This is a genomic window from Pseudomonas sp. Irchel 3F6 (assembly GCF_900187595.1).
GTDB classification, from domain to species: domain Bacteria; phylum Pseudomonadota; class Gammaproteobacteria; order Pseudomonadales; family Pseudomonadaceae; genus Aquipseudomonas; species Aquipseudomonas siliginis.
The window spans coordinates 484552-510895 of record NZ_FYDP01000003.1 but is presented as its reverse complement, the minus strand read 5'-3'; the positions used below and the strand labels follow the sequence as shown (position 1 = coordinate 510895).

Annotated in this window: 22 protein-coding genes; 12 read left to right on the top strand and 10 right to left on the bottom strand. The window is 59.8% G+C overall.

What is annotated here, in order from left to right:
* Positions 1–97 precede the first annotated feature (97 nt).
* Complete coding sequence (locus CKW30_RS13910) at positions 98–1240, bottom strand: hypothetical protein (protein ID WP_095181095.1); 1143 nt, start codon at positions 1238–1240, stop codon at positions 98–100.
* Between the two features lie 271 nt (positions 1241–1511).
* On the opposite strand from CKW30_RS13910, the gene CKW30_RS13905 reads away from it, so the two are divergent.
* From CKW30_RS13905 to CKW30_RS13895, 3 genes are all read left to right on the top strand, one after another.
* Positions 1512–3440 carry an ATP-dependent DNA helicase RecQ gene (locus CKW30_RS13905; protein ID WP_095181094.1) on the top strand — a complete coding sequence of 643 codons (1929 nt, stop codon included), beginning with the start codon at positions 1512–1514 and terminating at the stop codon, positions 3438–3440.
* Between the two features lie 213 nt (positions 3441–3653).
* The gene (locus CKW30_RS13900) at positions 3654–4880 is read left to right on the top strand and encodes a 3-hydroxyacyl-CoA dehydrogenase (protein WP_095181093.1); all 1227 of its coding nucleotides are present in this window, start codon (positions 3654–3656) and stop codon (positions 4878–4880) included.
* A 102-nt stretch (positions 4881–4982) separates the two neighbouring features.
* Complete coding sequence (locus tag CKW30_RS13895) at positions 4983–5402, top strand: thioesterase family protein (protein WP_071174077.1); 420 nt, start codon at positions 4983–4985, stop codon at positions 5400–5402.
* 55 nt (positions 5403–5457) lie between these two features.
* Here CKW30_RS13895 and CKW30_RS13890 read toward each other — a convergent pair whose 3' ends face one another.
* From CKW30_RS13890 to CKW30_RS13875, 4 genes are all read right to left on the bottom strand, one after another.
* On the bottom strand, positions 5458–5943 hold the full coding sequence (locus tag CKW30_RS13890) for a glycine zipper domain-containing protein (protein ID WP_039756448.1): 486 nt from the start codon (positions 5941–5943) through the stop codon (positions 5458–5460).
* Between the two features lie 332 nt (positions 5944–6275).
* Positions 6276–8624: an FdhF/YdeP family oxidoreductase gene (locus CKW30_RS13885; protein WP_056787127.1), complete on the bottom strand. Its 2349-nt coding sequence runs from the start codon at positions 8622–8624 to the stop codon at positions 6276–6278.
* Complete coding sequence (fdhD, locus tag CKW30_RS13880; protein ID WP_016772170.1) at positions 8621–9460, bottom strand: formate dehydrogenase accessory sulfurtransferase FdhD; 840 nt, start codon at positions 9458–9460, stop codon at positions 8621–8623. Before fdhD ends, CKW30_RS13885 begins: the two co-directional genes overlap by 4 nt.
* A 92-nt stretch (positions 9461–9552) precedes the next feature.
* Positions 9553–10440 carry a LysR family transcriptional regulator gene (locus CKW30_RS13875; RefSeq protein ID WP_095181092.1) on the bottom strand — a complete coding sequence of 296 codons (888 nt, stop codon included), beginning with the start codon at positions 10438–10440 and terminating at the stop codon, positions 9553–9555.
* Positions 10441–10577: 137 nt separating this feature from the next.
* Between CKW30_RS13875 and lysM the strand changes: the two genes are divergently transcribed.
* Positions 10578–11018, top strand: coding sequence for a peptidoglycan-binding protein LysM (gene lysM / locus CKW30_RS13870; RefSeq protein WP_056787132.1), 441 nt, complete (start codon positions 10578–10580; stop codon positions 11016–11018).
* A 98-nt stretch (positions 11019–11116) separates the two neighbouring features.
* On the opposite strand, the gene yrfG is transcribed toward lysM, so the two are convergent.
* Positions 11117–11779, bottom strand: a complete 663-nt coding sequence (gene yrfG / locus CKW30_RS13865; protein WP_095181091.1) for a GMP/IMP nucleotidase — start codon at positions 11777–11779, stop codon at positions 11117–11119.
* 88 nt (positions 11780–11867) lie between these two features.
* Here yrfG and nudE point away from each other — a divergent pair, with 88 nt between their 5' ends.
* Entirely contained in the window at positions 11868–12437 is a 570-nt protein-coding gene (nudE, locus tag CKW30_RS13860; RefSeq protein WP_016772166.1) for an ADP compounds hydrolase NudE, read from the top strand.
* A 7-nt stretch (positions 12438–12444) separates the two neighbouring features.
* Positions 12445–13272 (top strand): 3'(2'),5'-bisphosphate nucleotidase CysQ, encoded by an 828-nt coding sequence (cysQ, locus tag CKW30_RS13855; RefSeq protein WP_095181090.1) that lies wholly within the window; start codon positions 12445–12447, stop codon positions 13270–13272.
* 199 nt (positions 13273–13471) lie between these two features.
* On the opposite strand, the gene CKW30_RS13850 is transcribed toward cysQ, so the two are convergent.
* From CKW30_RS13850 to rfbC, 4 genes are read right to left on the bottom strand one after another with little or no spacing between them, the layout of a single operon-like run.
* Positions 13472–13927, bottom strand: coding sequence for a thioesterase domain-containing protein (locus tag CKW30_RS13850; RefSeq protein WP_095181089.1), 456 nt, complete (start codon positions 13925–13927; stop codon positions 13472–13474).
* Positions 13924–15306 (bottom strand): sigma-54 dependent transcriptional regulator, encoded by a 1383-nt coding sequence (locus tag CKW30_RS13845; protein ID WP_041477494.1) that lies wholly within the window; start codon positions 15304–15306, stop codon positions 13924–13926. Before CKW30_RS13845 ends, CKW30_RS13850 begins: the two co-directional genes overlap by 4 nt.
* Positions 15303–17111: an ATP-binding protein gene (locus tag CKW30_RS13840; RefSeq protein ID WP_095181088.1), complete on the bottom strand. Its 1809-nt coding sequence runs from the start codon at positions 17109–17111 to the stop codon at positions 15303–15305. Before CKW30_RS13840 ends, CKW30_RS13845 begins: the two co-directional genes overlap by 4 nt.
* A gap of 42 nt (positions 17112–17153) precedes the next feature.
* Complete coding sequence (gene rfbC, locus CKW30_RS13835; protein WP_095181087.1) at positions 17154–17699, bottom strand: dTDP-4-dehydrorhamnose 3,5-epimerase; 546 nt, start codon at positions 17697–17699, stop codon at positions 17154–17156.
* Between the two features lie 161 nt (positions 17700–17860).
* On the opposite strand from rfbC, the gene CKW30_RS13830 reads away from it, so the two are divergent.
* The 6 genes from CKW30_RS13830 (at position 17861) to CKW30_RS13805 (ending at position 26266) form a co-directional block, all read left to right on the top strand.
* Positions 17861–20773 (top strand): aminotransferase, encoded by a 2913-nt coding sequence (locus tag CKW30_RS13830; protein WP_095181086.1) that lies wholly within the window; start codon positions 17861–17863, stop codon positions 20771–20773.
* A gap of 305 nt (positions 20774–21078) precedes the next feature.
* A complete protein-coding gene (aguB, locus tag CKW30_RS13825; RefSeq protein ID WP_095181085.1) occupies positions 21079–21957 on the top strand; it encodes an N-carbamoylputrescine amidase in 879 nt (292 codons plus the stop codon).
* The gene (gene aguA / locus CKW30_RS13820) at positions 21957–23063 is read left to right on the top strand and encodes an agmatine deiminase (RefSeq protein WP_095181084.1); all 1107 of its coding nucleotides are present in this window, start codon (positions 21957–21959) and stop codon (positions 23061–23063) included. Before aguB ends, aguA begins: the two co-directional genes overlap by 1 nt.
* 245 nt (positions 23064–23308) lie before the next feature.
* Entirely contained in the window at positions 23309–23521 is a 213-nt protein-coding gene (locus CKW30_RS13815; protein ID WP_016772156.1) for a hypothetical protein, read from the top strand.
* Between the two features lie 463 nt (positions 23522–23984).
* A complete protein-coding gene (locus CKW30_RS13810) occupies positions 23985–25289 on the top strand; it encodes an OprD family porin (protein WP_095181083.1) in 1305 nt (434 codons plus the stop codon).
* A 230-nt stretch (positions 25290–25519) separates the two neighbouring features.
* Complete coding sequence (locus CKW30_RS13805) at positions 25520–26266, top strand: 2OG-Fe dioxygenase family protein (RefSeq protein WP_041477502.1); 747 nt, start codon at positions 25520–25522, stop codon at positions 26264–26266.
* Positions 26267–26344 lie beyond the last annotated feature (78 nt).

Genomic DNA, 26344 nt, shown 5'->3' with positions numbered 1-26344 from the left:
TTCGCACCACCCGCTCGCGATAGCCGACAAGGCATTGCGTGAAGTAGGAACGGGACGAACAATTCGCCAGACGTTGCTACCGATTCTTAAACGCTTTTCAACGCAAATGTTGGTAGCCAGAAATATCCAGCAGGCTTGTGGTCAGTCCTGTTGCCGGCCGGTAGATCGTGCCTTTGACTGCCGAGAACGGCACGCCTTTGCTGCCCAGCGAGACATAGCGCTCGCCTTTGTCCTGTTCGGTGAAATAGGTGTAGGACTGGCTGTGCATCTTCTTGTAGCGGGCTTCGTCGCTGACGATGGTGCCGGTGAAGCGCAGTAGGTCGGCATCGCTCAGGTTGAGCGTTTTGCTCAGTGGCACGCCCCAACGCTTGAGGCAGGTTTCCGCCAGATGGCGAACGATGCGGCCGGGCTCGATCAGCGCATTGAGGTCGCTGCTGTTGGTGGGATCGCCGCCGAGGGCCGTGGCGTTGCCGGCGAGGGTGGCGTGGCGACCGGCCATTGGATAGATCGAGGTTTTGGTGCCGGTAGCGGTTTGCGGGATCACGCAGCTGAAGCCTTTTGAGCGCTCGTCGCGGGCATAGAAGGCGATGTATTCCTTGACGTTGGATTGAAGTTTGACGCGGTTTTCCTGGAAGTTGCCGATGCCCGGGACTGGATCAATCGCAAATATATTCACCGGAATATGTTTGAGTGCAGCGTCCTGGAACATCGCATTGGCGAGCATGTGGCAACTGATACCGCCACGGCTCCAGCCGACCAGATTGACTCGCGCGGGAATAACGCCGTTCTTGCGGAAAGTCTTGATGATCTGTTCCTGCAACTTCTGTTGCGTGATACTCCGATCGCCATAGTTATACTGGCGCCAGAACCAGGAGCCTTCCACTTTCACATCTTCAATAGGAATGCCTGCGGCTTTCAGACGGTTATATTCTAACTCGGTCAGTTGTTTACGCTGCCAGTCGCATTTGCCTTTGATAATGTTCACAGCGTGCTGCACGTTTTCATCCCAGCCTTTGCCGAACAGCGTGCCGGACAGGCCGTATTCAGAGGTCTTGGTGAACAGGTCGTCGGCTTGCATATTGCCGCTGCCAGGGCCATCGACGACGATCCACTCGGCAAATTCGCGTCCGCTGTGGTGTGCAGCGAGCGTAGAAACGATTTCGCCGTCCCAGAAGCTTTTATGTTTGTCATCAAATTTGTTGGAGCCGGTGCCGCAGAAAAATATTGTTAAAGTTGTCATTTCGTTGCTCTTGCTTATGTATAAGAGCAGTCAAGTTAGTTTTAGGTGGTGTTAAAAATAAAGGGCGCTGTTGTGTCTGCGTTTGTAATGTGAAGTTTGTTATATATGTAGCTGAGCTTTTCGAAAGTATGTCGAGGCGCTTCGATTGTTAAACGCTTGGTTTTCGCTTCCCATGTATCATTCAGTATCGATTCAACCCCGACCTTTTCTCGACTCGCTGCGATCGCCCGCTAGGCTTTGGGCATGGCAGCAGTCAAAGGAGTGACAGTAAATGCACCACACCCTGGAACAGGTTTTTGGTTATCCACAGTTTCGCCCCGGTCAGGAGGCCGCTGTCAGCGCGGTGCTGGCGGGGCGTTCGGCGGCGGCGATCTTTCCCACCGGCTCCGGCAAATCGCTTTGCTACCAACTGCCGGCACTTTTACTGCCACACCTGACATTGGTGGTCTCGCCGTTGCTGGCGTTGATGCAGGATCAACTGGCGTTTCTCAAGTCCCGCGGCATCTCGGCAGGCAGTATCGATTCGGCGCAGAGCCGCGAGGATGCCAACGACGTCATGGCCCGTGCGCGTTCGGGCGAGCTGAAAATTCTGATGATCTCCGTCGAGCGCTTGAAGAACGAGCGCTTCCGCAATTTCCTGCAGCAGGTGCCGATCTCGTTGCTGGTGGTCGACGAGGCGCACTGCATTTCCGAATGGGGCCACAACTTCCGGCCGGACTATCTGAAACTCCCCGACTACCAGCGTCAGTTCAACATTCCGCAGGCTTTGCTGCTCACCGCCACGGCGACACCAAAAGTCATCGCCGACATGCAGGCCAAATTCGCCATCGCTCCGGACGATGTAGTGACCACTGGTTTCTATCGGCCCAACCTCAATTTGCTGGTCGAGCCTGTACGCGGTCAGGACAAGCGTCGGCGTCTGGTCGAATGGATGAGCGCGCGTCCTGGGCAACCGAGCATTGTCTACGTGACGTTGCAGAAAACCGCCGAGCACATCGCCGAGCATCTTCAACGCAACGGAATCCAGGCCGAGGCATACCACGCAGGTTTGCCCCACGATCAGCGTGAAGACATTCAACGCCGCTTCATGGCCGGGCAGTCCAATTGCATTGTTGCCACCATTGCCTTCGGCATGGGCATCGACAAGAGCGACATCCGCAACGTGGTGCATTTCGATCTGCCCAAATCCATCGAAAACTACAGCCAGGAAATCGGCCGCGCCGGACGCGACGGACAGCCCTCCGACTGCCTGGTACTGGCCAACCGCGACAGCCTCAATGTGCTGGAAAACTTCGTCTACGGTGATACGCCCGAACGCGACGGGATTCATTATGTGCTCGAAGAGCTCAAAGCCTCAGTGCCGGACGGACAATGGGAGTTTTTGCTTGGGCCATTGGCGGATCAGAGCAACATTCGCTCGTTGCCGTTGAAGACTTTGCTGGTGCAGCTGGAACTGCGAGGCCTGATCGCGCCGCGCTACGCTTATTACGCTGAATACCGCTTCAAATATCTGCTTGAGCCTGAAGCATTGCTCCAGCGCTTCGAAGGCGAGCGCAGGGATTTCGTTGCGGCGATCATCAGGACGTCCACGCGAGCACGCACCTGGGCCACAGTAGATTTCGAGGCGATGTATTCGCAGTATTCCGCCGAGCGCAATCGCGTGGTGACAGCACTTGATTACTTCCAGGAAAAAGGCTGGGTCGCGCTTGAAAGCAAGCAAATGACCGAGGTTTACAGCCTGCTGCAAAGTGATTTTGCCAGCGACGCCCTGAGCGCTGAACTGCACGAGTATTTCACCCGCCACGAACAGACTGAAGTGGCGCGGATTCACGCCATGCTTGAGGTGTTTGCCACCGAACGCTGCCTGGGTTATCGCCTGGCCGAGTATTTCGGTGACCACAATGCCCCCGAGCGTTGTGGCCATTGTTCGGTATGTCACGGCCAGATCGCGCGGTTGCCGGAGCCGTCGCCATTGCCGCCGCTTGTGGATAAAAACTTCGCGCAGCTGTGTGGTGAATTTATCCACAGGCATGAGCAGCAAACAGGGCGTATTCCATCGGCCGAACGCCTAACGCGGTTCCTGTGCGGAATCAGCGTGCCGTTGTTCACCAAACTCAAGGCGCGGGCGATACCGGGTTTTGCTGCGTTGGAAGAATACCCCTACGCGCAGGTCCGCGAGTGGGCGCAAGAGCACCTTTGACCCCTGTAGGAGCTGCCGAAGGCTGCGATCTTTTGATGTTGATTTTTTCAAGATCAAAAGATCGCAGCCTTCGGCAGCTCCTACTTCAAGTGTCATCAAGGCAGAGCCTCCATCCATCCGCTGAATGTCGATCATCACGCTAATAAACTTCAAAAACCGCCGTTGCCTGACTAAGGTTGGAATCTGTCTTCGGGCCACCCACAAGAGAACAACATGAGCCAGACATCCTTCGAAATCCAGCAAGCTGCGGTGATCGGTGCGGGCACCATGGGCCGTGGCATCGTCATGTGCCTGGCCAATGCCGGCGTGAGCGTGCAGTGGGTGGACAACAATCCACAGATGCTTGAGCAGGCGCTGACGACGGTCGCGCAAACTTATGCACACAACGTGCGTCAGGGCCGCATCGATCAGGCCGAAGCGGATGCGCGAATGGCTCGCGTATCAGCAGCGGCGGATTACGCATCGATTCGCAATGTCGATCTGGTGATCGAAGCGGTGTACGAAAACCTTGAACTGAAGCAGAAGATCTTTCGCGAGCTGGATGGCTTGCTCAAGCCCGAGGCTTTGCTGGCGAGCAACACCTCGGCGCTGGACATCGACGCCATCGCGGCTGCGACCCGGCGCCCGGAACAGGTGCTGGGTCTGCATTTCTTCAGCCCCGCGCACATCATGAAATTGCTGGAAATCGTGCGCGGTGCGCAGACCTCGCCAGCGGCACTCGAGGCAGCGTTGTCGCTTGGCAAGCGCATGGGCAAGGTCAGTGTGGTGTCGGGCAACTGCCACGGTTTTATCGGCAACCGCATGCTGCATCCGTATGTACTGGAAGCGCGCAAGATGCTTCTCGAAGGCGCTTATCCACAGCAGGTGGATACCGCGCTGCAAGGCTTCGGCTTCGCCATGGGGCCGTTTCGCATGTACGACGTGGTTGGCATCGATCTGGAATGGCGTGCTCGGGAGCTAGCTGGCAAGGGGCAGGATGCGCCCGAAGTTCAGGTGGATAACCGCCTGTGTGAGATGGGCCGGTTCGGGCAAAAGTCCGGTAACGGTTATTACCATTATGAGCCGGGCAGTCGCCAGGCCGAGCATGATCCCGAGGTCGATGCATTGGTACTGCGGGTCAGCGAAGATCTGGGTTTCCAGCGTCGCGACATCGGTCCCGAAGAAATCGTTGAGCGCTGTTTGCTGGCTCTGGTCAACGAAGGCGCGAAGATTTTGCAGGAAGGCATTGCCGGCTCGGCCCATGACATCGATCTGGTGTACTTGAACGGCTATGGTTTTCCAGCGGATAAGGGTGGGCCGATGGCGTGGGCGGATCGGCAGGGGCTAGCGGATATTCATCAGCGCTTGCTGGCGCTGGAGACACGCCAGGGCGATCAGTGGAAGCCGGCGCGGTTGATTGGCGAACTGGCGGCGCAGGGGAAGGGGTTTGCTGATCGTTGACACCAGTCGGCTGTGCTGACGCCTTCGCGAGCGGGCTCGCTCCCACAGGTAAAGTGTTCGTCATCACGATCAAATTCAATTAAGAGAATGCGAGAACCCTGCATGAATCAACGCTGCGACTACCCCCACTTCCAGCCCATCACCACACGCTGGCATGACAACGACGCCTACGGTCACGTCAACAACGTTACCTACTACAGCTTCTTCGACACGGCGGTGAATACCTACCTGATTCAGGTCGGTGGCCTGGATATTCATGACGGCGAAGTGGTGGGGTTCGTGGTCAGTTCCGCCTGCGATTACTTTGCCTCGATCGCTTTCCCCGATCTGATCGAGATCGGACTGCGGGTCGGCAAGCTGGGCAACAGTTCGGTGCAATATGAATTGGCTGTGTTCAAGGTCGGCGAAAGCGAGGCGTGTGCGGCGGGACGGTTCGTGCATGTGTTTGTCGATCGGGCGAGCAATCAGCCGGTGCCGATTCCTGCCGGTTTGCGCGGGGCGCTGGAACGGTTGGTAGTCTAGACGCGCAAAAAAAATCGCAGCCCCAAGGGCTGCGATTTTCATTCAAGCCTTCGCCTCAATGGTGGCGATAGTACTTGTGATGCTTGCGGTGGCCGTAGGCATGGCCGCGACCTGGATGACCACGGTCGCGGTAGTAGCGACGGTCATCATGGCGACGGTCGTAACGACGATCATCGTCGTCACTCTTGTTGCCCATGTAGTTACCCAGTGCGCCACCTGCGCCGCCACCAGCGGCGGAGCCGATCAGGCTGCCGGTGGTGCCGCCGAGACTGCGGCCAACCACGTTACCGCCGGCTGCACCCAGTGCACCGCCGATGGCCGCTTCGCCACGGCTGCGCTTGTCTGCGCCGACCGCACTACCACCCGCGCCGCCCAGGGCTGCGCCGATGGTGGAACCTGTATTGCCGCCTAACGATTGACCGACGACCGAGCCAAGAACCCCGCCCAATGCGCCGCCCACACCTGCTTCGGTGGTGCCTCCGGCAGAAGCGAAGCCACTGACCAGGCCAAGGGACAACAAGAGAATCGAGGAGAACTTCATAGAGGATGAGCCTCAAAGGGATGACGGCGCCGATCCTGAAGCTCTGCAATGGGCGTGACAATCAAAATCCGACGAATAACACGACTTGTATACAATATTGCAAGTTACTGTTTTTTCACCGGAACTTAACCGATTTTCGCCGGTCTTTAGCTACTTCGGACAGGCCGTTTTCATGCAGAAACGGCCTTTTTTGTGGGCGGTCGAAAATCTTTGCCACGGCAGATCTGTTGACAGGTCGATCGCATACGCGAGCAGGCTCGCTCCCACCTTTGAAATGCATTCCAAGTGTGGGAGCGAGCCTGCTCGCGAAGGGGCCGGATCTGGCTCCGCGGTTAAGCGGATTTAGCCATGATCAACCCAGTCTCACTCGCCGCTTCCAGCCGGATCGCAATGAACTTCGACGTCGGCGTGTGGCTGCCATCCCCCGTACTTTCCAGCGGCACCAGCGGATTGACCTCCGGATAGTACGCCGCCGCCTGCCCCGCAGGAATATCGAACGCCAACAATGTAAAACCTTTCACCCGACGCTCGCGACCGTCATCCCAGATCGACACGATGTCGGCCTTCTGCCCAGGACGGAAGCCCAGGCGAATGATGTCGGCCTCGTTGGCGAACAGCACGTCACGCTGGCCCTTCACGCCGCGATAACGGTCGTCGAGACCATAGATCGTCGTGTTGTACTGATCGTGGGAACGCATCGATTGCAGGATCAGATCCGGCACCTGGCCGGTGGCGCGGGTGCGTTCGTGAACCAGATCTTTCGGCAACTGGTTGGCGCGGAAATTGGCACGGCCCGATGGCGTGTTCCACTTGCGGGCGCCAGCCGAGTTGCCCAGATAGAAGCCGCCCGGGTTTTTGATCTTGTCGTTGAAGTCTTTGAAACTCGGGATGGTGTCGGCGATCAGTTCGCGAATGCGCCCGTAATCGGCCACCAGCCAGTTCCAGTCCACCGGTTGGCTGCCCAACGTCGCGGCAGCGATGCCGGCGATGATCGACGGCTCCGAGCGCATCTGGTTCGACAGCGGCTGCAACTGGCCGTTGGAAGCGTGGACCATGCTGAACGAGTCTTCCACAGTCACCGCTTGCGGGCCTTCGGTCTGGATGTCGATGTCGGTACGGCCCAGGCACGGCAGGATCAGCGCGTCTTTACCGTGAGCGAGGTGGCTGCGGTTGAGTTTGGTGCTGATCTGCACAGTCAGGTCACAGTTGCTCAGCGCTTCGAAGGTGCGTGAGCTGTCCGGCGTGGCTTGGGCGAAGTTGCCGCCCAAGCCGATGAACACCTTGGCGCGACCTTCGGCCATCGCATGGATTGCCTCGACCACGTTGTGACCGTTATGACGCGGCACCTTGAACTGGAAGCGACGCTCCAGCGAATCGAGGAACGCCACCGGTGGACGCTCGTTGATGCCCATGGTGCGGTCGCCCTGCACGTTGCTGTGACCACGCACCGGGCACAGACCGGCGCCAGGTTTGCCGATATTGCCGCGCAGCAGCATCAGATTGGCGATTTCCTGAATGGTCGGCACCGAATGACGGTGCTGGGTGATGCCCATGGCCCAGCACATGATCACGTTCTTGCCTTTGGCGTACATGCGCGCTGCTTGCTCGATCTCGACCAGGGTCAGGCCCGATTGCTCGACGATCTGCTCCCACGAGGTATCGTCGACCGTGGCGAGGTACTCCAGCACGTTGGCGCTGTGGGCATTGAGGAAATCATGGTCGAACACCGCCGGCTCGCCCGCCTTCTGCGCATCGCGTTCCCATTGCAGAAGGAACTTGGCCATGCCGCGCAGCACCGCCATGTCACCGCCGAGTGCCGGGCGGAAGTACGCAGTGTTGGTCGGCTTGTCGCCGTTGGTGAGCATTTCGATGGGGTGCTGGGGATGCTGAAAACGCTCCAGACCGCGCTCTTTCAGCGGATTGATGCACACCACCTGGGCGCCGCGTTTCACCGCTTCACGCAACGGTTCGAGCATGCGCGGATGGTTGGTGCCGGGGTTCTGGCCCCAGACGAAAATCGCGTCGGCGTGTTCGAAGTCGTCGAAGGTCACCGTGCCTTTGCCGACCCCGACACTCTGCGCCAACGCTACGCCGCTGGCCTCGTGGCACATGTTCGAACAGTCAGGGAAATTGTTGGTGCCGTAAGCCCGCACGAACAGTTGATACAGATACGCCGCTTCGTTGCTGGCGCGCCCCGAGGTGTAGAACTCTGCCTGATCCGGGCTCGGCAGATTGCGCAGGTGCTTGCCGATCAGAGCGAAGGCATCTTCCCAACTGATCGGCTTGTAGCGATCGGACTCGGCGTCGTAGACCATCGGCTCGGTCAGGCGACCCTGATATTCCAGCCAGTAATCGCTCTGCTCCAGCAGCGAAGTGACGCTGTGCTTGGCGAAGAATTTGGCATCGACGCGACGCTTGGTCGCTTCCCAGTTCACCGCTTTGGCGCCGTTCTCGCAGAACTTGACCATGCCGCTCTCCGGCGAATCACCCCAGGCGCAACCCGGGCAGTCGAAGCCGCCGTTCTGGTTGGTCTTGAGCATCATGCGCAGGTTTTTCAGGGCGTTGTCGCTGGTCAGCCACGCCTGGGCCACACTGATCAGGGCGCCCCAGCCGCCGGCGGCACCTTTGTAAGGCTTGTAGCGCGGGACAGGTTTCTGGTCGGCTTGATGATGTTGGCTCACGCTTGATTCTCCATCGCGGGGCTGTACACCCGCGGCGCACTTTTCTGCGGCAGGTGGATGAGATTGAGGTTGTGGCGCCGGGCCCATTGCACGGCCAGGCCGGTAGGCGCCGACAGGCTGACCAGGGTCTGGATGCCGGCACGCAAGACTTTCTGGATCAATTCGAGGCTGCAACGGCTGGTGACGATCGCCAGCCCGCCCTCTGTGGATATCTTCTGGCGGATCAGTCCGCCGATCAGCTTGTCCAGCGCGTTATGCCGACCGATGTCTTCACGACCGAGCAGCAGTTCACCACTGGCGTTCATGAATACCGCCGCGTGCACCGCGCCGCAGTGCTGACCGAGCGGCTGGAACGCGCCGATGCGCTGGCGCAAACCGTCGAGCCATTCGATCGGTGGCAAGGCTGCGCCCGGCAATACCTTGAGATCAGGCAGTGCCTGTTCGACCGCTTCGACGCCGCACAGTCCGCAGCCGCTGGTGCCGGCCAACTGCCGACGCTGCTGTTTGAGGTTCCAGAACGCGCGGTTGGCAATGGTCACTTGCGCGTATTGCGCCGAGCCTGCGCCTGTCAGTTGCAGATCGTAGATATCGCTGGCGTCTTCGATGATGCCGCTGCCGAGGCTGAAGCCGACAATGAAGTCTTCCAGATCGGTCGGGGTCACCAGCATCACTGCCTGGCTGATGCCGTTGTAGGCGATCGCCAACGCGACTTCCTCGGCCAGCGCGGTGCTGGCCGATGCCTCAAAGGGTAAATCGCTGTAGCTGTAGGTCTGGCTGGCGGCTGGCGCGGGCGTTTCAATTGCTGGCGCCGCGCAGGCTGGACGCTTGGCGTTCATGGCATCACCGACGGTTTGATCTAGGTCAAGACTAGGCGCGGCAAGTTGTCGCGTCTAATCGCTATTACCGATCTACCGATAGATGCCGTCGATCAAGCGTCTTTTGACGATTTCTGATAAAGCGCGAAACAGGCTTCTGCCAGCGCTGAACGCGGCGCGCCACGGCGCATAATCAGGCCCAGCGAGGCGAGGGTGTGGGCATTTTCGATCGGTTGCAGGCGCAGGTGATCGGCGAGGGTTTCCGCGCCGCCGTCGAGGGGCATGATCGCGCAGCAAAAACCGCCGTGTACTGCTTGCAGCAGTTGATGCACGGCGTCGGTTTGCAACAGCGGTTGCGGCGTCAGGCCACGGCTGTGGAAGTTGTGGTCGATGGACTGGCGAAAATGCATGCCGCTGGTGAGCATGCACAGCGGCAGTTCGATCAGCGATTCCCAGCTCAGGGGTTCATCGCCGAAGTTGAACGAGCGCTCGTCATAGAGCAGGCCCATGCGCGTCTCGTTAAAGGCCAGCGAATCGAACCGCTCGCTGTCCAGACGCTCCAGATACGAAACGCCAATGTCGATGCGGTTGTTCGCCAAGTGTTCGAGCACCTGCTCGGAACTCAGCGACGACAGCTCGAAGCGCAGGTCCGGGTGCGCCGCGTGCAGACGTTGCATCAGCGGCAAGGGATCGAAACTCGACAGCGGCACCACGCCCAGGCGCAGCGTACCGATCAGATTGCCGCGACAAGCCGCCGCTTCCGCCTGCAAGCCGTCATAGGCTGCCAGCACCGTGCGCGCCCAGGCCAGCACGCGCTCGCCCGGCGCGGTGAAGCCTTCGAAGCGCTGGCCGCGATTGACCAATGGCAGGTCGAGTTCTTCCTCGAGGCTGCGCAAGCGCATCGACAGGGTCGGCTGGGTGATGTGGCAGCGCGCGGCGGCCTGGCCGAAATGGCGGGTTTCGTCGAGGGCGATGAGGAATTTCAGTTGCTTGATGTCCATCTTCGCTCCGGGCGGTTGGCGGGGTGTGGCGATTCTACCGCCTGCGGCGCGGCAGCGTCATTGGTCGGACTGGAACCGGGTTTGGCCGGGGTGGTCTAGGCTTGGACGACTGGAACCCAAATCAAGGAGTGTGCGCTATGAGTCTGTTGAGCTTTGTGAAAGAGGCCGGTGAGAAGCTGATTGATCTGTTGACCCCAGGCAATGCCAATGCGAGTGAGCAGTTGAAGGAACATATCAGCAAGGTCGGGTTGGGCAATCCCAACGTGCAGGCGACCGTGGATGGCGACAAGGTGACGGTGACCGGTGAAGTGGCGAGCCAGGAAGAGAAGGAAAAGATTCTGCTCGCGCTGGGCAACATTGCGGGCGTAGGCAGTGTCGATGATCAGATCACGGTGACCGGACCGGTCGTCGTGGCTGCCGAGTTTGTCGAGGTCAAGGCAGGTGACACGCTCAGTGCGATCTCCCTGCGCGTCTATGGCAATGCCAACCAGTACCAGAAAATCTTCGATGCCAACAAACCGATGCTCAAGGATGTGAACAAGATCTATCCGGGACAAAAACTGCGCATTCCAAAATAACGCAGTCATGTAGGAGCTGCCGAAGGCTGCGATCTTTTGACTTGGACTTTAAAAAAAGCAGATCAAAAGATCGCAGCCTGCGGCAGCTCCTACAGGGGTCAAAGCCCTGCAATCAAATCGCGGTAATCCTCGACTGCGGCAAACTCCGCTGTGTCCTTCGGCCCTTTGCGGCTGTCCGGTTCTTTCACCGCCAGCAAGTGCGCCACGCCAAAATCCCGCGCACTGCGCAGGATCGGCAAGGTGTCGTCGATAAACAGGCTGCGCGCCGGATCAAAACCTATGTCCGCCTGCAAGGCATCCCAGAACTGCGGGTTCTCCTTGGGATAACCGTAGTCATGCGAGCTGATCAGCCGCTCGAAGTACGGCGCCAGTTCGATCCGTTCCAGTTTCAACGACAGCGAATCGCGGTGCGCGTTGGTGATCATGATCACCCGTTTGCCGGCGCGTTTGATTGCGCCGAGAAAGGTATCGGCATCGGCGCGCAGGGCGATCAAGTGGGCAGTTTCCTGTTTCAGTTCGCGCACCGACAATTTCAGTTCCGCGCTCCAGAAATCCAGGCAGTACCACTGCAACTGGCCAGCGTGGCGCTCGAACAACGGCTGCAATTCCAGCTCGGCCATGGCCCGGCTGATGCCGTGCAGTTCGGCGTAGCGCTGGGGCAGGTGTTCGAGCCAGAAATGGTTGTCGAAGTGCAGATCCAGCAGCGTGCCGTCCATGTCGAGCAGGACGGTATCGATCTCGGACCACGGTAAAGAAGGCATGGCAACGTCTCGAACGGTGAAAGGATATCCGACGCAAACAATCGGGAAAGCCGCGTTATAGTAGCGCGTTCACGCCAAGGAGCTTTGCATGCGCCAGAAACCCACCGTACTCGCCCGCGAGATCGTCGCCACCAGTCGCCTGTTTCGCGTCGAAGAACTCAAGCTGCGATTTTCCAATGGCGTGGAGCGCACTTACGAGCGTCTGGTCGGCAAGGGTGCGGGCTACGGCGCGGTGATGATCGTCGCGATGCTTGATGCCGAACACGCAGTATTGATCGAGGAATACTGCGGCGGCACCGACGAATACGAACTGTCTCTGCCCAAAGGCCTGATCGAGCCGGGCGAAGACGTGCTGGCAGCGGCCGAGCGGGAGCTCAAGGAAGAGGCCGGTTACGGCGCGCGTCAACTGGAGCATCTGACCGAGCTGTCGCTGTCGCCCGGTTACATGAGCCAGAAAATCCAAGTGGTGCTGGCCACCGACCTGTATGAAGAGCGGCTGGAAGGTGATGAGCCGGAGCCGATGCGGGTCGACAAGGTCAACCTGCGCGAACTGTCGGCGCTGGCGCAGAATCCGCAATTTTCCGAGGGCCGCGCCTTGGCTGCGCTGTATCTGACCCGCGACCTGCTGAGCCAGCGCGGGGTGTTCAGCTATGAGTGAGACGTCGATGAATTTTCCCCATCCGCTGATGGCACCTGTGGTTGCGCTGGCTTTACAGGCTGGCGAGGCGATTCTGCCGTTCTGGCGCGCCGGCGTTGAAGTCACGGCCAAGTCCGATGATTCGCCGGTCACGGCCGCCGACCTGGCCGCCCATCACCTTATCGTTGCCGGGCTGACGGCGCTGGATCCGAGCATTCCGGTGCTGTCCGAAGAGGACGCCGACATCCCGCAAAGCGTGCGCGCCGGTTGGCAACGCTGGTGGCTGGTGGATCCGCTGGACGGTACCAAGGAGTTCATCAGCGGTAGCGAGGAATTCACCGTCAACATCGCGCTGATCGAAAATGGCCGGGTGGTGTTTGGTGTGGTGACGATGCCGACCAACGGTCGTTTTTATGTCGGCGGCGCCGGATTTGGAGCCTGGCGTGGCGACGAGGGCGGTACGCCGACGGCGATTCAGGTGCGCGATGTGCCTGCGCCGGGCGAGGCGTTTACCGTGGTCGCCAGCCGTCGACATTCCAGTCCCGAGCAAGAGCGTTTGCTGGCCGGGTTGAGCGCCAGTCTTGGTGAGTTGCAACTGGCCAATATCGGCAGTTCCTTGAAGTTCTGTCTGTTGGCCGAAGGTGCTGCTGATTGCTATCCGCGACTGGCGCCGACTTCGCAGTGGGACACGGCGGCAGCGCAGGGCGTGCTGGAAGGGGCGGGGGGCGAGGTGCTGGATTTGAAGGGTGAAGCGTTCAGTTATCCGCCGCGGGAATCGCTGTTGAATGAGTTCTTTCTGGCGCTGCCGGCGAAGGCTGCGTGGCGCGGACGGTTGTTGGAGTTGGCCCGAGGCTAACTGCCTGATCCGCAATTCCCCTCACCCCAGCCCTCTCCCCCAGGAGAGGGAGCCGACCGAGTTGTCTGGCGCTATGCATCGACCTGGAGAATCGAGTCGTGGATTCGGCGAAGCAGTTTCAGGTCGACGTAAATCTGTAGCATCCCCGTATCGGTTCCCTCTCCCTCGGGAGAGGGCTAGGGTGAGGGGCTGTTGATCTTCAACGGTGCAAAACGTACTGCCCGGTAAATCTCACCGCCTCGTCCTCACTTCCCGCATTCAGTATCCGCGTATCCAGCGTCAGCCGCGCCCGTCCATATCGCCGATACATCGCCACAAAGCGTTTCCACACCGCGGCCTCCGGCACCGGGCAAATGGCCACGGCGTCTCCCGTCACCGGCAGCGGATAACTGATCTGCCCTTCCTGAATGACGATATGTCCGTCGGCAATCCCTTCTTCCTTCAAACGTAAATGCAACCAGCCCCAACCGGCCAGCACCGCTGCGCAGTAAAGGCTGCCGCCAAACATGGTGCTCTTGTGATTGACGTTGGGCGCGAGGGGCAGGTGCAGGCTCAGTTGCTGCTCGCGCCACTCAAGCACCTCGAGGCCCATTTCGGCGGTCAGCGGAATGTCGTGATGCAGCACCGTTTGCAGGTATTCGCTTTCGCTGCTCATTCGTTGTCTTCCCCGTGGCTGCTGTCGCCGAAATTCAGACCGTGTTTGCGCAGCTTGTCATGCAGGGTCTTGCGCGGAATACCCAGAGCTTCGGCGAGGCTGCGCACCGAGCTGTGCGAGCGCGCCAGTTCGGCGGCTATCAACGACTTCTCGAAGTTTTCCACTTGCTCACTGAGGCCGCCGCTGACCACTTCTACGGGCGCGCCGCCGCTGCCATCAGCGCTGTTGTCCAGTGCCAGCTCAAGCCCGAGGGCGAAGCGTTCGGCGGCATTTTGCAGTTCACGTACATTGCCCGGCCAGGTGTGGCGCAGCAGCAGGGCGCGGTGTGCCGGCTGCAGCTCATGGGGCGGCAAGCCATGGCGGGCGCTGGCTTCATCGGCGTAATGCTGGAACAGCACCAATGCGTCTTCGCCCCTTTCGCGCAGCGGCGGGATGCGCAGCGGCGCGACGTTGAGGCGGTAATACAAGTCGGCGCGGAAGCGACCCTGATCCGCCGCCTGGCGCAGGTCTTCCTTGGTCGCGGCGATGACGCGGATGTCCAGCGGTATCAACTGATTGCCACCCAGGCGTTCAACAACGCGCTCCTGCAGCATGCGCAGCAGTTTCACTTGCACGTCCATGCTCATGCTTTCGATTTCGTCGAGAAACAGCGTGCCGCCATTAGCAAATTCAAATTTACCGATGCGACGTTTCTGCGCCCCGGTGAAGGCGCCGGGCTCGTGACCGAACAGTTCGCTTTCCACCACCGATTCCGCCAGGGCGCCGGCGTTGATCGCTACGAACGGACCGTTGCGGCGGCTCGACAAATCGTGCAGCGCGCGGGCCACGACTTCTTTGCCGGCACCGGTTTCGCCGAGGATCAGCACGTCAGCCTTGGTCGCCGCCAGCGCACCGATCTGCTCACGCAGACGCAGCATCGGCGTCGAATGGCCGACCAGCCGCGCGCTCAATTCGTTGCGGTCGCTCAAGGCCAGACGCAGGCTGCGGTTGTCCAGCACCAGCCGCCGTAGCGCGAGGGCGCGACGGACGCTGTCGAGCAGTGCATCGCTGGCAAAGGGCTTTTCCAGAAAATCGTAAGCGCCGGCGCGCATCGCTTGCACTGCCAGCGGTACGTCGCCATGGCCGGTGATCAGCAGCACCGGCAACTCGGGATCCTGTGCGTGCAATTCACTGAGCAGCTCGAGGCCGTCCATGCCCGGCATGCGAATGTCGCTGACCACCACACCTGGCCAGTCACGCTCAAGCTGTGCGGCGAGGCCCTTGGCTTCGGACAGCGGAAGAATTTTCAGGCCGGCCAGGTCCAGGGTCTGGCCGAGAGCCTGGCGCAGGTGCGGATCGTCGTCGATCAACACTACCTGGATGCGATTGTCGATGGTCATGCACTTCGATCCTCGGAAGGTTGCAGGCTGACTCCGGGCGCGCCGGCGCGCAGGCGCAGGGTGATCAGGGCGCCGCCTTGCTTGTGGTTGGCGAACGACAGCTCGCCACCAAAGGCGCGCATCAGCGTTTCACAAATGGCCAGTCCCAGACCCAGACCCTGGGTGCGGGTCTTGGTGGTGTAGAAGGGCTCGCTGGCGCGGCCAAGAGCTTCCATGCAGAACCCGGGGCCGTTGTCGCGAATGTACAGATTGACGCCGTCGGCGGTGGCTTCGGCACTCAGCCACAACTTGCGCGGCGGGCCTTTTTCGGTGAGCGCATCGAGGGCGTTGGCCAGCAGGTTGCCGAGAACCTGGCGCAATCGGGTTTCGCCGGCCTCGACCCACAGCGTCGCGGCGGGCAGGTCGCGAATCAGTTCGACTTCCATGCTGCGCCGACGTTTGGCGAGTAATGCCAGCGCATCGTCCAGCGCCGGTTGCAGAGCGACGCTTTCCGGTGCGTGGCGATCGCGCCGAGCGAAGGCACGCAAATGGGCGATGATCGAGGCCATGCGCCCGGTCAGTTCGCTGATCAGCTTGAGGTTGCCGCGCGCGTCCTCGGTGCGCTGATGATCGAGCAGCACTTCGGCGTTTTCCGCATAACTGCGAATCGCTGCCAGCGGCTGATTGAGTTCGTGGCTGATACTCGCCGACATGGTCCCCAGCGCCGACAGTTTGCCGGCCTGAACCAGATCGTCCTGGGCGCGTACCAGCTCCTGCTGCGCATGCTCACGCTCGAGCACTTCCTGCTTCAAACGCCGGTTGAGGCCTTCCAGATCGCTGGTACGTTCGGCCACCCGGCCTTCCAGTTCGCGGCGGGCCTTGGCTTCGAAGGCGATGCGCTCCAGATAGTGCCGGCGACGCTGCATCATCAAACCCACCAGCAGCATCACCACCAATAGTGTGGCGCCGCCGATCGCGACCACCGTGCGCACGGGACGATCGATCAGCGTGCGCGGGGCGAGGATGCTGACGCTCCAGCCGGTCTCGGCGATGTCGTGGGTCTGCGTCAGCCAGGCGTCGGGGCTCAGGTTCAGCGGCCGGGGTTCACGGGTCGGATAGGGCTGGATCGCAGTGATCGCGGCGCGCTCGGCATCGCTCAACTCGCGAGTGGAGCGGAAACGCCATTCCGGGCGCGACGTCAGGATGACCACGCCGTTATGGTCGGTCACCAGCAGTTGTTCCGGGGTTTTGCCCCACAGGCTTTCCGTGTGGTCGAGGTCAACCTTGATCACCAGCACGCCGATGATTTTCTCGCCGCTGCGCACAGCCGCAGCGAAGAAATAACCGCGCTTGGCCGAGGTGGTGCCGAGGCCGAAGAAGCGTCCGAGGCGCCCGGCCATGGCTTCACTGAAGTACGGGCGGAAGGCGAAGTTGCGGCCGACGAAGCTGTCGCGTTTGTCCCAGTTCGACGCCGCCAGCGTCTGGCCGGAGGTGTCCATCAGATACATGACTTCAGCGCCGGTCTGCGCAGCGATGTTTTTCAGCAGGCGATTGGCGTTGCCTTGGGTCACGCCGTCGTCCGGCGCACCGAGCACCGCGCGCAGGGCCGGCAGATCGCCGAGAATCTGCGGCAACACTTCATAGCGATGCAGGGTGCCGAGTAGGTTGGCGACGTACAGATCGAGGGTCTGGCGATTCTGTCCGGCGAGTTCGCTGCGGTAATAGCGTTCGGCGAGATGTTCCAGCGGCCACAGCAGCGGCGCCAGGCACAGGGCCAACAGCGCGAGGCTGCGCCAGCGAGGTCTGCGGGGGAGCGGTGGTTTCATGTGCCGGATACGCCTGTAGGGACAGGCGCATTATGCCCGGCCTCAGGCGAAGACGTCAGCGTCCTTGAGCAGCGCGGCCGCTTGGTCCTTGGCCGACAGCTTCGGCGCTGCGTCCAGTTGCCAGTCGATGCCCAGCGCCGGGTCGTCCCAACGAATGCTGCGTTCGGAGGTCGGGTCGTAATAGTTGGTGGTCTTGTAGAGAAATTCGGCGAACTCGCTCAGCACCACGAAACCGTGAGCGAAACCTTCCGGTACCCACAGCTGGCGATGGTTTTCCGCCGACAGGCGCACCGCCACCGACTTGCCGAAATGCGGCGAACTGCGACGGATGTCCACCGCCACATCAAGCACTTCACCCGCGGTCACGCGAACCAGTTTGCCCTGGGTGTTCTGCAACTGGTAATGCAGGCCACGCAGCACGCCTTTTTGCGAGCGCGAATGGTTGTCCTGCACAAATTGCGTATCCAGACCGGTGGCGTCCTGAAACGCTTTGGCATTGAAACTCTCGTAGAAAAAACCGCGCTCGTCGCCGAACACCTTGGGTTCGATGATCAGAACACCGGGCAGATCGGTGGTGATGACATTCATGAGGATTTCCATAGACAGGTGTGAATGGCCGACATTCTTGCGCAAAGTGCTGCAGGGCGCGAGCGTTCGGTTTGAATTGGGCCGTTCAGTCACGCTGGGGGTTGCGTAACCGCCAAGGCAATGGCGATATAAGCGCCTAATAAAATTTCAGGGGTCGTTTCATGCCGCTCGCCACGTTGATTCATCGCGCCAGTTTGCCCGGTCCGCAGGTTTCAGAGGCGCAGGCGCTGCAATGGCTGGCCGAACATTACGGGCTCAGCGGCACGTTGCAGGCGCTGGGCAGCCAGCAGGATCTGAATTACCGCGTCGACAGCGCAAATGGGCGCTTCGTGTTGAAAGTCTGTCGTGGCGACTACGCTCTTGTGGAACTGCAAGCCCAGCACGCAGGCCTCAATTATCTGGCCGAGCAGTCGGCGATCAAGGTGCCGCGCGTCATCGCAGCCAATAACGGTGCGGATCTGTTGTCGTTGCAAGCCAATGGCGAAACGGTGCATGTGCGGTTGTTGGAGTACATCGACGGGCAGCCGTTGACCGATTTCGATCATCTTGGCCAGGACGTGGTTGCCGGGTTTGGCCGACTCTGTGGCGAGATGGATCTGGCGCTCGCAGGCTTCGATCACCCGGGCCTTGAACGCACCTTGCAGTGGGACGCGCGTCACGCCAACGCTTTGATCAGTCATCTGTTGCCGGTGATCTCGGACGTGCAGCAGCGTGCGGTGATCAGCGCTGCCGCCGAGCAGGCCGAGCGCCGTTTGCAGCCGCTGCTGGACAAGCTGCCGGTGCAGGCGATTCACATGGATATCACCGATGACAACGTCGTCTGGGCGCGTGATGCCCAGCGGCATTGGCAATTGCAGGGGGTGATCGACTTCGGTGATCTGGTGCGCACCTGGCGTATCACCGATCTGTCGGTGACCTGTGCGGCTTTGCTGCATCACGCCGATGGCGATCCGTTTGTCATCCTGCCGGCGGTCAAGGCGTATCACGCGGTCAATCCGTTGCAGTACGCAGAACTGCAAGCGCTGTGGCCCTTGATCGTGGCGCGTGCGGCGGTGCTGGTGCTCAGTGGCGAGCAACAGGTGAGCATCGATCCCGCCAATACTTATAGCCGCGACAATCTCAGCCACGAGTGGGAAATCTTCCGCGTCGCGACCTCGGTGCCACTGGAGCTGATGGAAGCGGCGATTCTCACCGCCGTGGGACAGACCGTGCCGGAGGCTGAAAACACAGAATTTGCACCATTGTTGCCCGGGCTGGTCGGGCGTGAATTTGCGCTGATCGATCTGGGCGTGTTGAGTCCGCATTTCGAAGCGGGCAATTGGGAGCAGCCGGGCATTGATCAGCGCTTGCTGACAGAAGCAGCAGCGGTCCATGGGCTGGCGGCGACGCGTTATGGCCAGTACCGCTTGTCACGCACCCGCCCGGACAGTGCGACTGAACCGGATACGTTCCCGTTGCATGTCGAATTGCGTGTGCCGACCGGAAGCGAGGTGCAAGCACCGTTCCCCGGCGTTCTGAATCAAGCGGCAAACGGGGCGCTGCAACTCGATGGCCCGCAGTTCAGCGTTCGCCTGTGGGGCGTGACGCCAGTTCTTGGCCATGACGCGGCACTGGATCGAGGCCAGAAGCTCGGTACGGTCACGGGCCCGCTGCTAGTGCAGATGTGCCGGGGAGCAGAACTCGACGCGCCGCTGTTCTGCACGCCGTCCCGTGCATCCGCATGGCAGGCGGTGTGCCCGTCACCGGCGACTTTGCTCGGGCTGGCCTGCGACGCCGAGCCTGAGCTGGACGCGCAAACCCTGCTCGAACGCCGCGATGCCAGTTTCGCCCGCACGCAAAAACACTATTACGTTGACCCGCCACGTATTGAACGCGGCTGGCGCAATCACCTGATCGACATGCACGGCCGATCCTATCTGGACATGCTCAACAACGTCGCGGTTCTCGGCCATGGTCACCCTCGGATGGCGGCGGTCGCGGCGCGGCAGTGGTCGTTGCTCAATACCAATTCGCGCTTCAACTATGCGGCGGTCGCCGAGTTCTCCGAGCGCTTGTTGAAGCTGGCGCCGAAGGGCATGGATCGCGTGTTCCTGGTCAACAGCGGCAGCGAGGCCAATGACCTGGCGATTCGTCTGGCCTGGGCTTTCAGCGGCGGGCGCGACATGATCAGCGTGCTCGAGGCGTATCACGGCTGGACGATCGGTGCCGATGCGGTATCGACGTCGATTGCCGACAACCCGAGGGCGCTGGAAAGTCGCCCGGACTGGGTGCATCCGGTGCCGGCGCCGAACACTTATCGGGGCGAATTCCGTGGCGCGGATTCGGCGCCGGATTACGTGCGCAGCGTCGAGCATCATCTGCAAAAACTGGCCGAGCAGAAGCGGCAACTGGCCGGTTTCATCTGCGAGCCGGTCTACGGCAATGCCGGAGGTATTTCTTTACCGCCGGGCTATTTGCCGCAGGTGTATGAAAAGGTCCGCGCGCAGGGCGGGGTGTGCATCGCTGACGAAGTGCAGGTCGGTTACGGGCGCATGGGCCACTTTTTCTGGGGCTTCGAAGAGCAGGGCGTGGTGCCGGACATCATCACCATGGCCAAAGGCATGGGTAACGGCCAGCCACTTGGCGCGGTGATCACCCGCCGGGAAATCGCCGAGGCGCTGGAGGCCGAAGGTTATTTCTTCTCGTCGGCGGGCGGCAGTCCGGTCAGTTGCCAGATCGGCATGGCGGTGCTGGATGTGATGGAGGAGGAAAAGCTCTGGGAAAACGCCCAGGTCGTCGGCGGTTACTTCAAGGCGCGCCTGGAAGCGTTAATCGATAAACATCCGCTGGTCGGCGCGGTGCACGGCTCCGGGTTTTATCTGGGGCTGGAGCTGATCCGCAATCGGCAGACACTGGAACCGGCAACCGCCGAGACTGCATTGCTGTGTGATCGCCTGCGCGAGTTGGGGATCTTCATGCAGCCGACGGGCGATGACTTGAACATCCTCAAGATCAAGCCACCGATGGTGACGTCGCGCCAGAGCGTGGATTTCTTTGTCGACATGCTGGATCGGGTGTTGAGCGAAGGCCTGTAAGCAAGGCACATCCCATGTGGGAGCGAGCCTGCTCGCGAAAGCTGTGTATCAGTCGCCACATGCGGTGACTGACACAGCGCATTCGCGAGCAGGCTCGCTCCCACATTTGTTTTCGCTCTCAAGTTCGATTTGTATCGATTTAATTAGCGTTCAAACGAATAGATTACTGATTTATAGCTTTTAAAGCCGATATTTATCGGTTATAAATTCGCCATTGCTCCGGCATGACGATCTATTGTCCGGTGCGCGCGTTTTCTTTTCGGTCGAATTCTTCGACTGTCAAAGCACTAGCCCGGAGATGATTCATGAGCCGTATCGTTACCGTCGCCGCCACGCAGATGGCCTGTTCGTGGGACCTGGAAGCCAACCTCGAAACCGCTGAAAAACTGGTCCGTGAAGCCGCCGGCAAAGGCGCGCAGATCATCCTCATCCAGGAACTGTTCGAGGCACCGTACTTCTGCCAGAAGCCCAATCCGGATTACCTGCAACTGGCAACGACGGTTGAAGAAAACGTCGCCATCAAGCATTTCCGGAAAATTGCCAAAGAGCTGCAAGTGGTGCTGCCGATCAGCTTCTACGAACTGGCCGGGCGTGCACGCTTCAACAGCATCGCGATCATCGACGCTGACGGCAGCAACCTCGGGATTTATCGCAAGAGCCACATCCCCGACGGCCCCGGCTATCACGAGAAGTATTACTTCAACCCGGGCGACACCGGCTTCAAGGTATGGAATACCCGTTACGCGAAAATCGGCGTCGGCATCTGCTGGGACCAGTGGTTCCCGGAAGCGGCGCGCAGCATGGCCTTGCAAGGCGCGGAAATTCTCTTTTATCCAACCGCGATCGGCAGCGAGCCGCACGACAAGACCATTTCTTCGCGCGATCACTGGCAGCGGGTGCAGCAGGGCCATGCCGGCGCCAACCTGATGCCGCTGATCGCCAGCAACCGCATCGGCAACGAAGAACAGGACGGCTACGACATCACCTTCTATGGCTCTTCGTTCATCGCCAACCAGTTCGGCGAAAAAGTGCAGGAGCTGAATAAAACCGAAGAAGGTATTCTTGTGCACACGTTCAACCTCGACGAGCTGGAACATATTCGCAGCGCGTGGGGTTCATTCCGCGACCGCCGACCGAATCTGTACGGCGCGTTGAAAACCCTCGACGGTTCCCTGGAGTCCTGATGACCACATTGAAAAGTACCCCGCGCGCCGACGGCTTCTACATGCCGGCCGAGTGGGCGCCACAAACCCAGACCTGGATGATCTGGCCCGAGCGCCCGGACAACTGGCGTCTGGGTGGCAAACCGGCGCAGACCGCGCACGCCACAGTGGCCAAAGCCATCGCCCGCTTCGAGCCGGTGACCGTTGCCGTCTCCGCCGGCCAATACGAAAACGCCCGCGCGCGCCTCGACGTGCCGAATATCCGCGTGGTGGAAATGTCCAGCGACGATGCCTGGGTTCGTGACAGCGGCCCGACCTTCGTTATCAATAACCATGGCGAAGTGCGCGGTGTGAACTGGGATTTCAACGCCTGGGGCGGTTTCGATGGCGGCCTGTATGCACCGTGGAACCGTGATTCGCAGGTCGGCGGCAAGATCCTCGAGATCGAACGCAGTCCACGTTACCGCACCGAAGGTTTCGTGCTCGAAGGCGGTTCGATTCATGTCGACGGCGAAGGCACGCTGATCACCACCGAAGAATGCTTGCTCAACCGCAATCGCAACCCGCACCTGAGCCGCGAAGAAATCGAAGCCGTACTCAGCGACAACCTGTCTGTGGACAAGATCATCTGGTTGCCGGATGGCTTGTTCAACGATGAAACCGACGGCCATGTGGATAACTTCTGCTGCTACGTGCGTCCGGGCGAAGTGCTGCTGGCGTGGACCGATGATCCGCAGGATCCGAACTACCCGCGCTGCCAGGCCGCGATGCAAGTGCTGCAAAGCAGCACCGACGCCAAGGGCCGCCCGTTCACGGTGCACAAAATGCCGATTCCGGGGCCGCTGTACGCGACCGAAGAAGAGTGTGCCGGCGTCGATGCGGTGGACGGTTCGCAGGAGCGCAACCCTTCCGTGCGCCTGGCCGGCTCCTACGTGAACTTCCTGATCGTCAACGGTGGCATCATCGCGCCGAGCTTCGACGACCCGATGGATGCCCCGGCCAGGGAAATCCTGCAGAAGCTGTTCCCGCAGCACGAAGTGGTGATGGTGCCGGGCCGTGAACTGTTACTGGGTGGCGGCAATATTCACTGCCTTACCCAACAGCAGCCAGCGCCGCACAAAGAGTGAGTTGAGTCGTAACAGCTTGAGTTGATTAACAAATCAGCCAGGCAATGATTAGCTCGCTCAGCATGAAAGCAAGCCCGCGGCCCGTCAGGACCGCGGGCTTGTTTGTATCCGCCGGTCGACATTCGAGTCGCCTTGGCATAGCTCTTGTATTGCTCCTGATGCACTAGGGAGGGAGGGGAACTTCAACAGTTCTGTCACAAACCTTGGATAACGTAGCCGCTCACGAACGGGGAGAGAGCGCTGAAATGAACGCCGAAGTGAACGTAATCAGCGAGCGGACTGTGCATCCCATGGCCGTCAACGGCGAATCGCTCCAGCTTGTCGCGCACTGGTTGAAGTCCAATGGAACGCGTCAGATCAGACAACCTGATCCGCGCCGGATGATGATCGAGCGTTACCCCGCTGGCCTGTTCAGCGAGGCCGAGCTGGAAGCCTTGTGGGATGTGATGGAAGGATAGGAACAATAGGGATTGGTAAAAGCGCTGCCGGGATGGCGGCGCTTTTTTTGGCCTGATTTTTATCCACAGGCATTCAAAGGTGGGAGCGAGCCTGCTCGCGAAGACGTCAGCCCTGCCAATGACTTCATCGAATGATCCACCCATTTCGCAAGCAGGCTCGCTCCCACGGTTCAGAACTCCCTGCTTAACCTCATTTTTCTGCAACAGCCCAGCAAAAAAATTACGTTTCTTAGACGTTTTTCGCCTATTTAAAGACGATTCTTGAAATTGACACACAGTTCAGGGCGCGGCTACGATTCGGCCCAACGCCTGTGGCTAACCGCCATGACTCAAAATAAGGAGCAGGCCCGCCATGACGTTAACGTCGGCGGGCTTTTTTGTTTCGGGGTGAATACAAGAGTGCAGAAAGCGCCGTTTCAGCCGTTCGACACAGCGCGTTTCAACCCGTAATAAGGAAAACAAAATGTTGAACAAGCGAATCTGTCTGATCGCACTGGGGATGTTGAGTGCTACACAGGCCATGGCTAACGACCAGGCCGAATCCAAGGGTTTCGTTGAAGACAGCAGCCTTAAAGTGCTGTTGCGCAACGCCTACATCAATCGTGATTACAAAGACGGTAACAAGGACAAGGCCGAATGGGGCCAAGCGGCCATCGGTACGTTCTCGTCGGGCTTCACCCAAGGCACCGTTGGTGTCGGCGTGGACGCTTTCGGTCTGTACGCATTGCGCCTGGACGGCGGCAAGGGCCGTAGCGGCGCTGGCGGCATCGACTTCTTCAAACAGGAAAATGACGGTCGTGCGAACCACGACATCGCCAAGGGCGGTGCTGCGGTCAAGTTTCGTGTATCCAACACCGTGTTGACCTATGGCGACCAGATGCCGGCCCTGCCGGTGCTGAGCTACGACAACGTGCGTCTGCTGCCGGAAAGCTATACCGGTACGTTGATCACTTCCCGTGAAATCCAAGGCCTGGAATTGAACGCCGGGCGTTTCACTGCCGAGTCGCGCAAAAGCGATGAAGGCCGTGACAGCGGCGGTCTGAAGTCGATCAACGTGTTGGGCGGCAGCTATCAGTTCACCGAACACTTCAAAGGCGCGCTGTACGCCTCCGACGTTGAGGACGTCTTGAAGAAACAGTACGTGAACGCCAACTACGTGATTCCGTTCAACAAGGATCAGTCGCTGACCCTGGATTTCAACGGCTATCGCACCAAGCTGGACAGCTCGTACGTACGCGAAAACACCGTACCGGGCGAAAGCATCGTCACCGGTCGCGACAACAAGATCTGGAGCCTGGCAGCCACCTTCGCCACCGGCCCGCACTCGTTCACCGTGGCGCATCAGCGTTCTACTGGCGACAGCAACCTCGGTTACGCCTATGGTGGCTACCAGAAAGATCAGGGCCGTGTTGGCGACGGTGGTAACTCCATCTATCTGGCCAACTCCTACTGGTCCGACTTCAACGCCGAAGACGAGCGCAGCTGGCAGCTGGGTTACGGCCTGGACTTCGGTTCGTTCGGCGTTCCGGGTCTGAGCTACAACTTCGCTTACGTGCGCGGCGACAACATCACCACGTCCACCAGCGAAGGCGGCACCGAGCGCGAAATCTTCAACCAGTTCAAGTACGTCGTGCAGAGTGGCCCGGCCAAAGACCTGAGCGTGAAGCTGCGCAGCTCGATCCTGCGGGTATCGCAGAAATCCAGCGAGTACAACGTCAGCGGTAACGAGCTGCGTGTATTCGTGGACTATCCGATCAACATCTTCTGATGATCGATCCGCTGTAAGAAAAATGAGAAAACCCCGATTCGTTCGGGGTTTTTTTCGCCGGTTTTTCAGCGAAAACCGCAAATAACCGGTGTTCTTGTCATATAAAAGTCGTTTTTCAAGCGCTGCAGATTCCGTTTCAAGCAGTGCTTCAAATGCCTGAAATTCTTTCTCATGGACGCAAATTCTCCACCCAATAGATTAGGGCGTTCAACGCAGCGGAGAATTTGGTAATGATCGTTTTGAACAGAGAAGTGGGCGAATCGCTACGGCGCGACAAGTTTGTCAACGTCCAGGGTGGTGACTTCAATCTCTACGGTCATTTTGCCGACTTCGTCAGACTGACCAAAAGTTGGGAAAACATGGAGCCTGACAGCTATTACGGTCAGGCCGAAGCCGGCATGCGTTATCGTCGTTACAGCGACTTTGAATACAACCCGAAAACCCGCGAACTCAAGCAACTTGAGCATCGCGCCTACGTGCAATCGAAAGAGAACAACGCTTACGTCGGTGGCGTGGTACGGCACTTTCAGGACTTTTCCGAAGAAGTGATCTCTTCCCCGGTGATGCGCAGCCTGATCGACACCGATTTCGAAGTGTACAAAAGTGTCCTGCCGGAAGAGTTGCACGATGAAATCTGGCAGTGCCAGATCCATCAGATCCGCATCGAGATCAAACCCGGCAAACAGCTGGAAATCACTCCTGAAGGTATTCATTGCGACGGCTATCCGTTCAGCGGTGTGCACTTCTGGGGCCGCAGTAACGTAGAGGGTGCCGAGAGTCGACTGTACGACATTCACGAGCATCAACTGGCGGCGACCACCTACGAGGAAATTCTCGATACCACCTTCTTCCTCGATCGCGACATGCGCCACTACGTGACCCCGGCGCGCAATACCCACACCCATGCCATGGCGTACCGGCAGATTCTGGCGATTTCCTTCTCGCGGCCCGGGACCGCTTTCGACATTGTTCGCTAATCAGATCACCCTAATCGACGGCGTCGAGTGCTCGACGCCAGTGGTACTGCGCCGCGCCACCGCCAAGGATGCGCAACG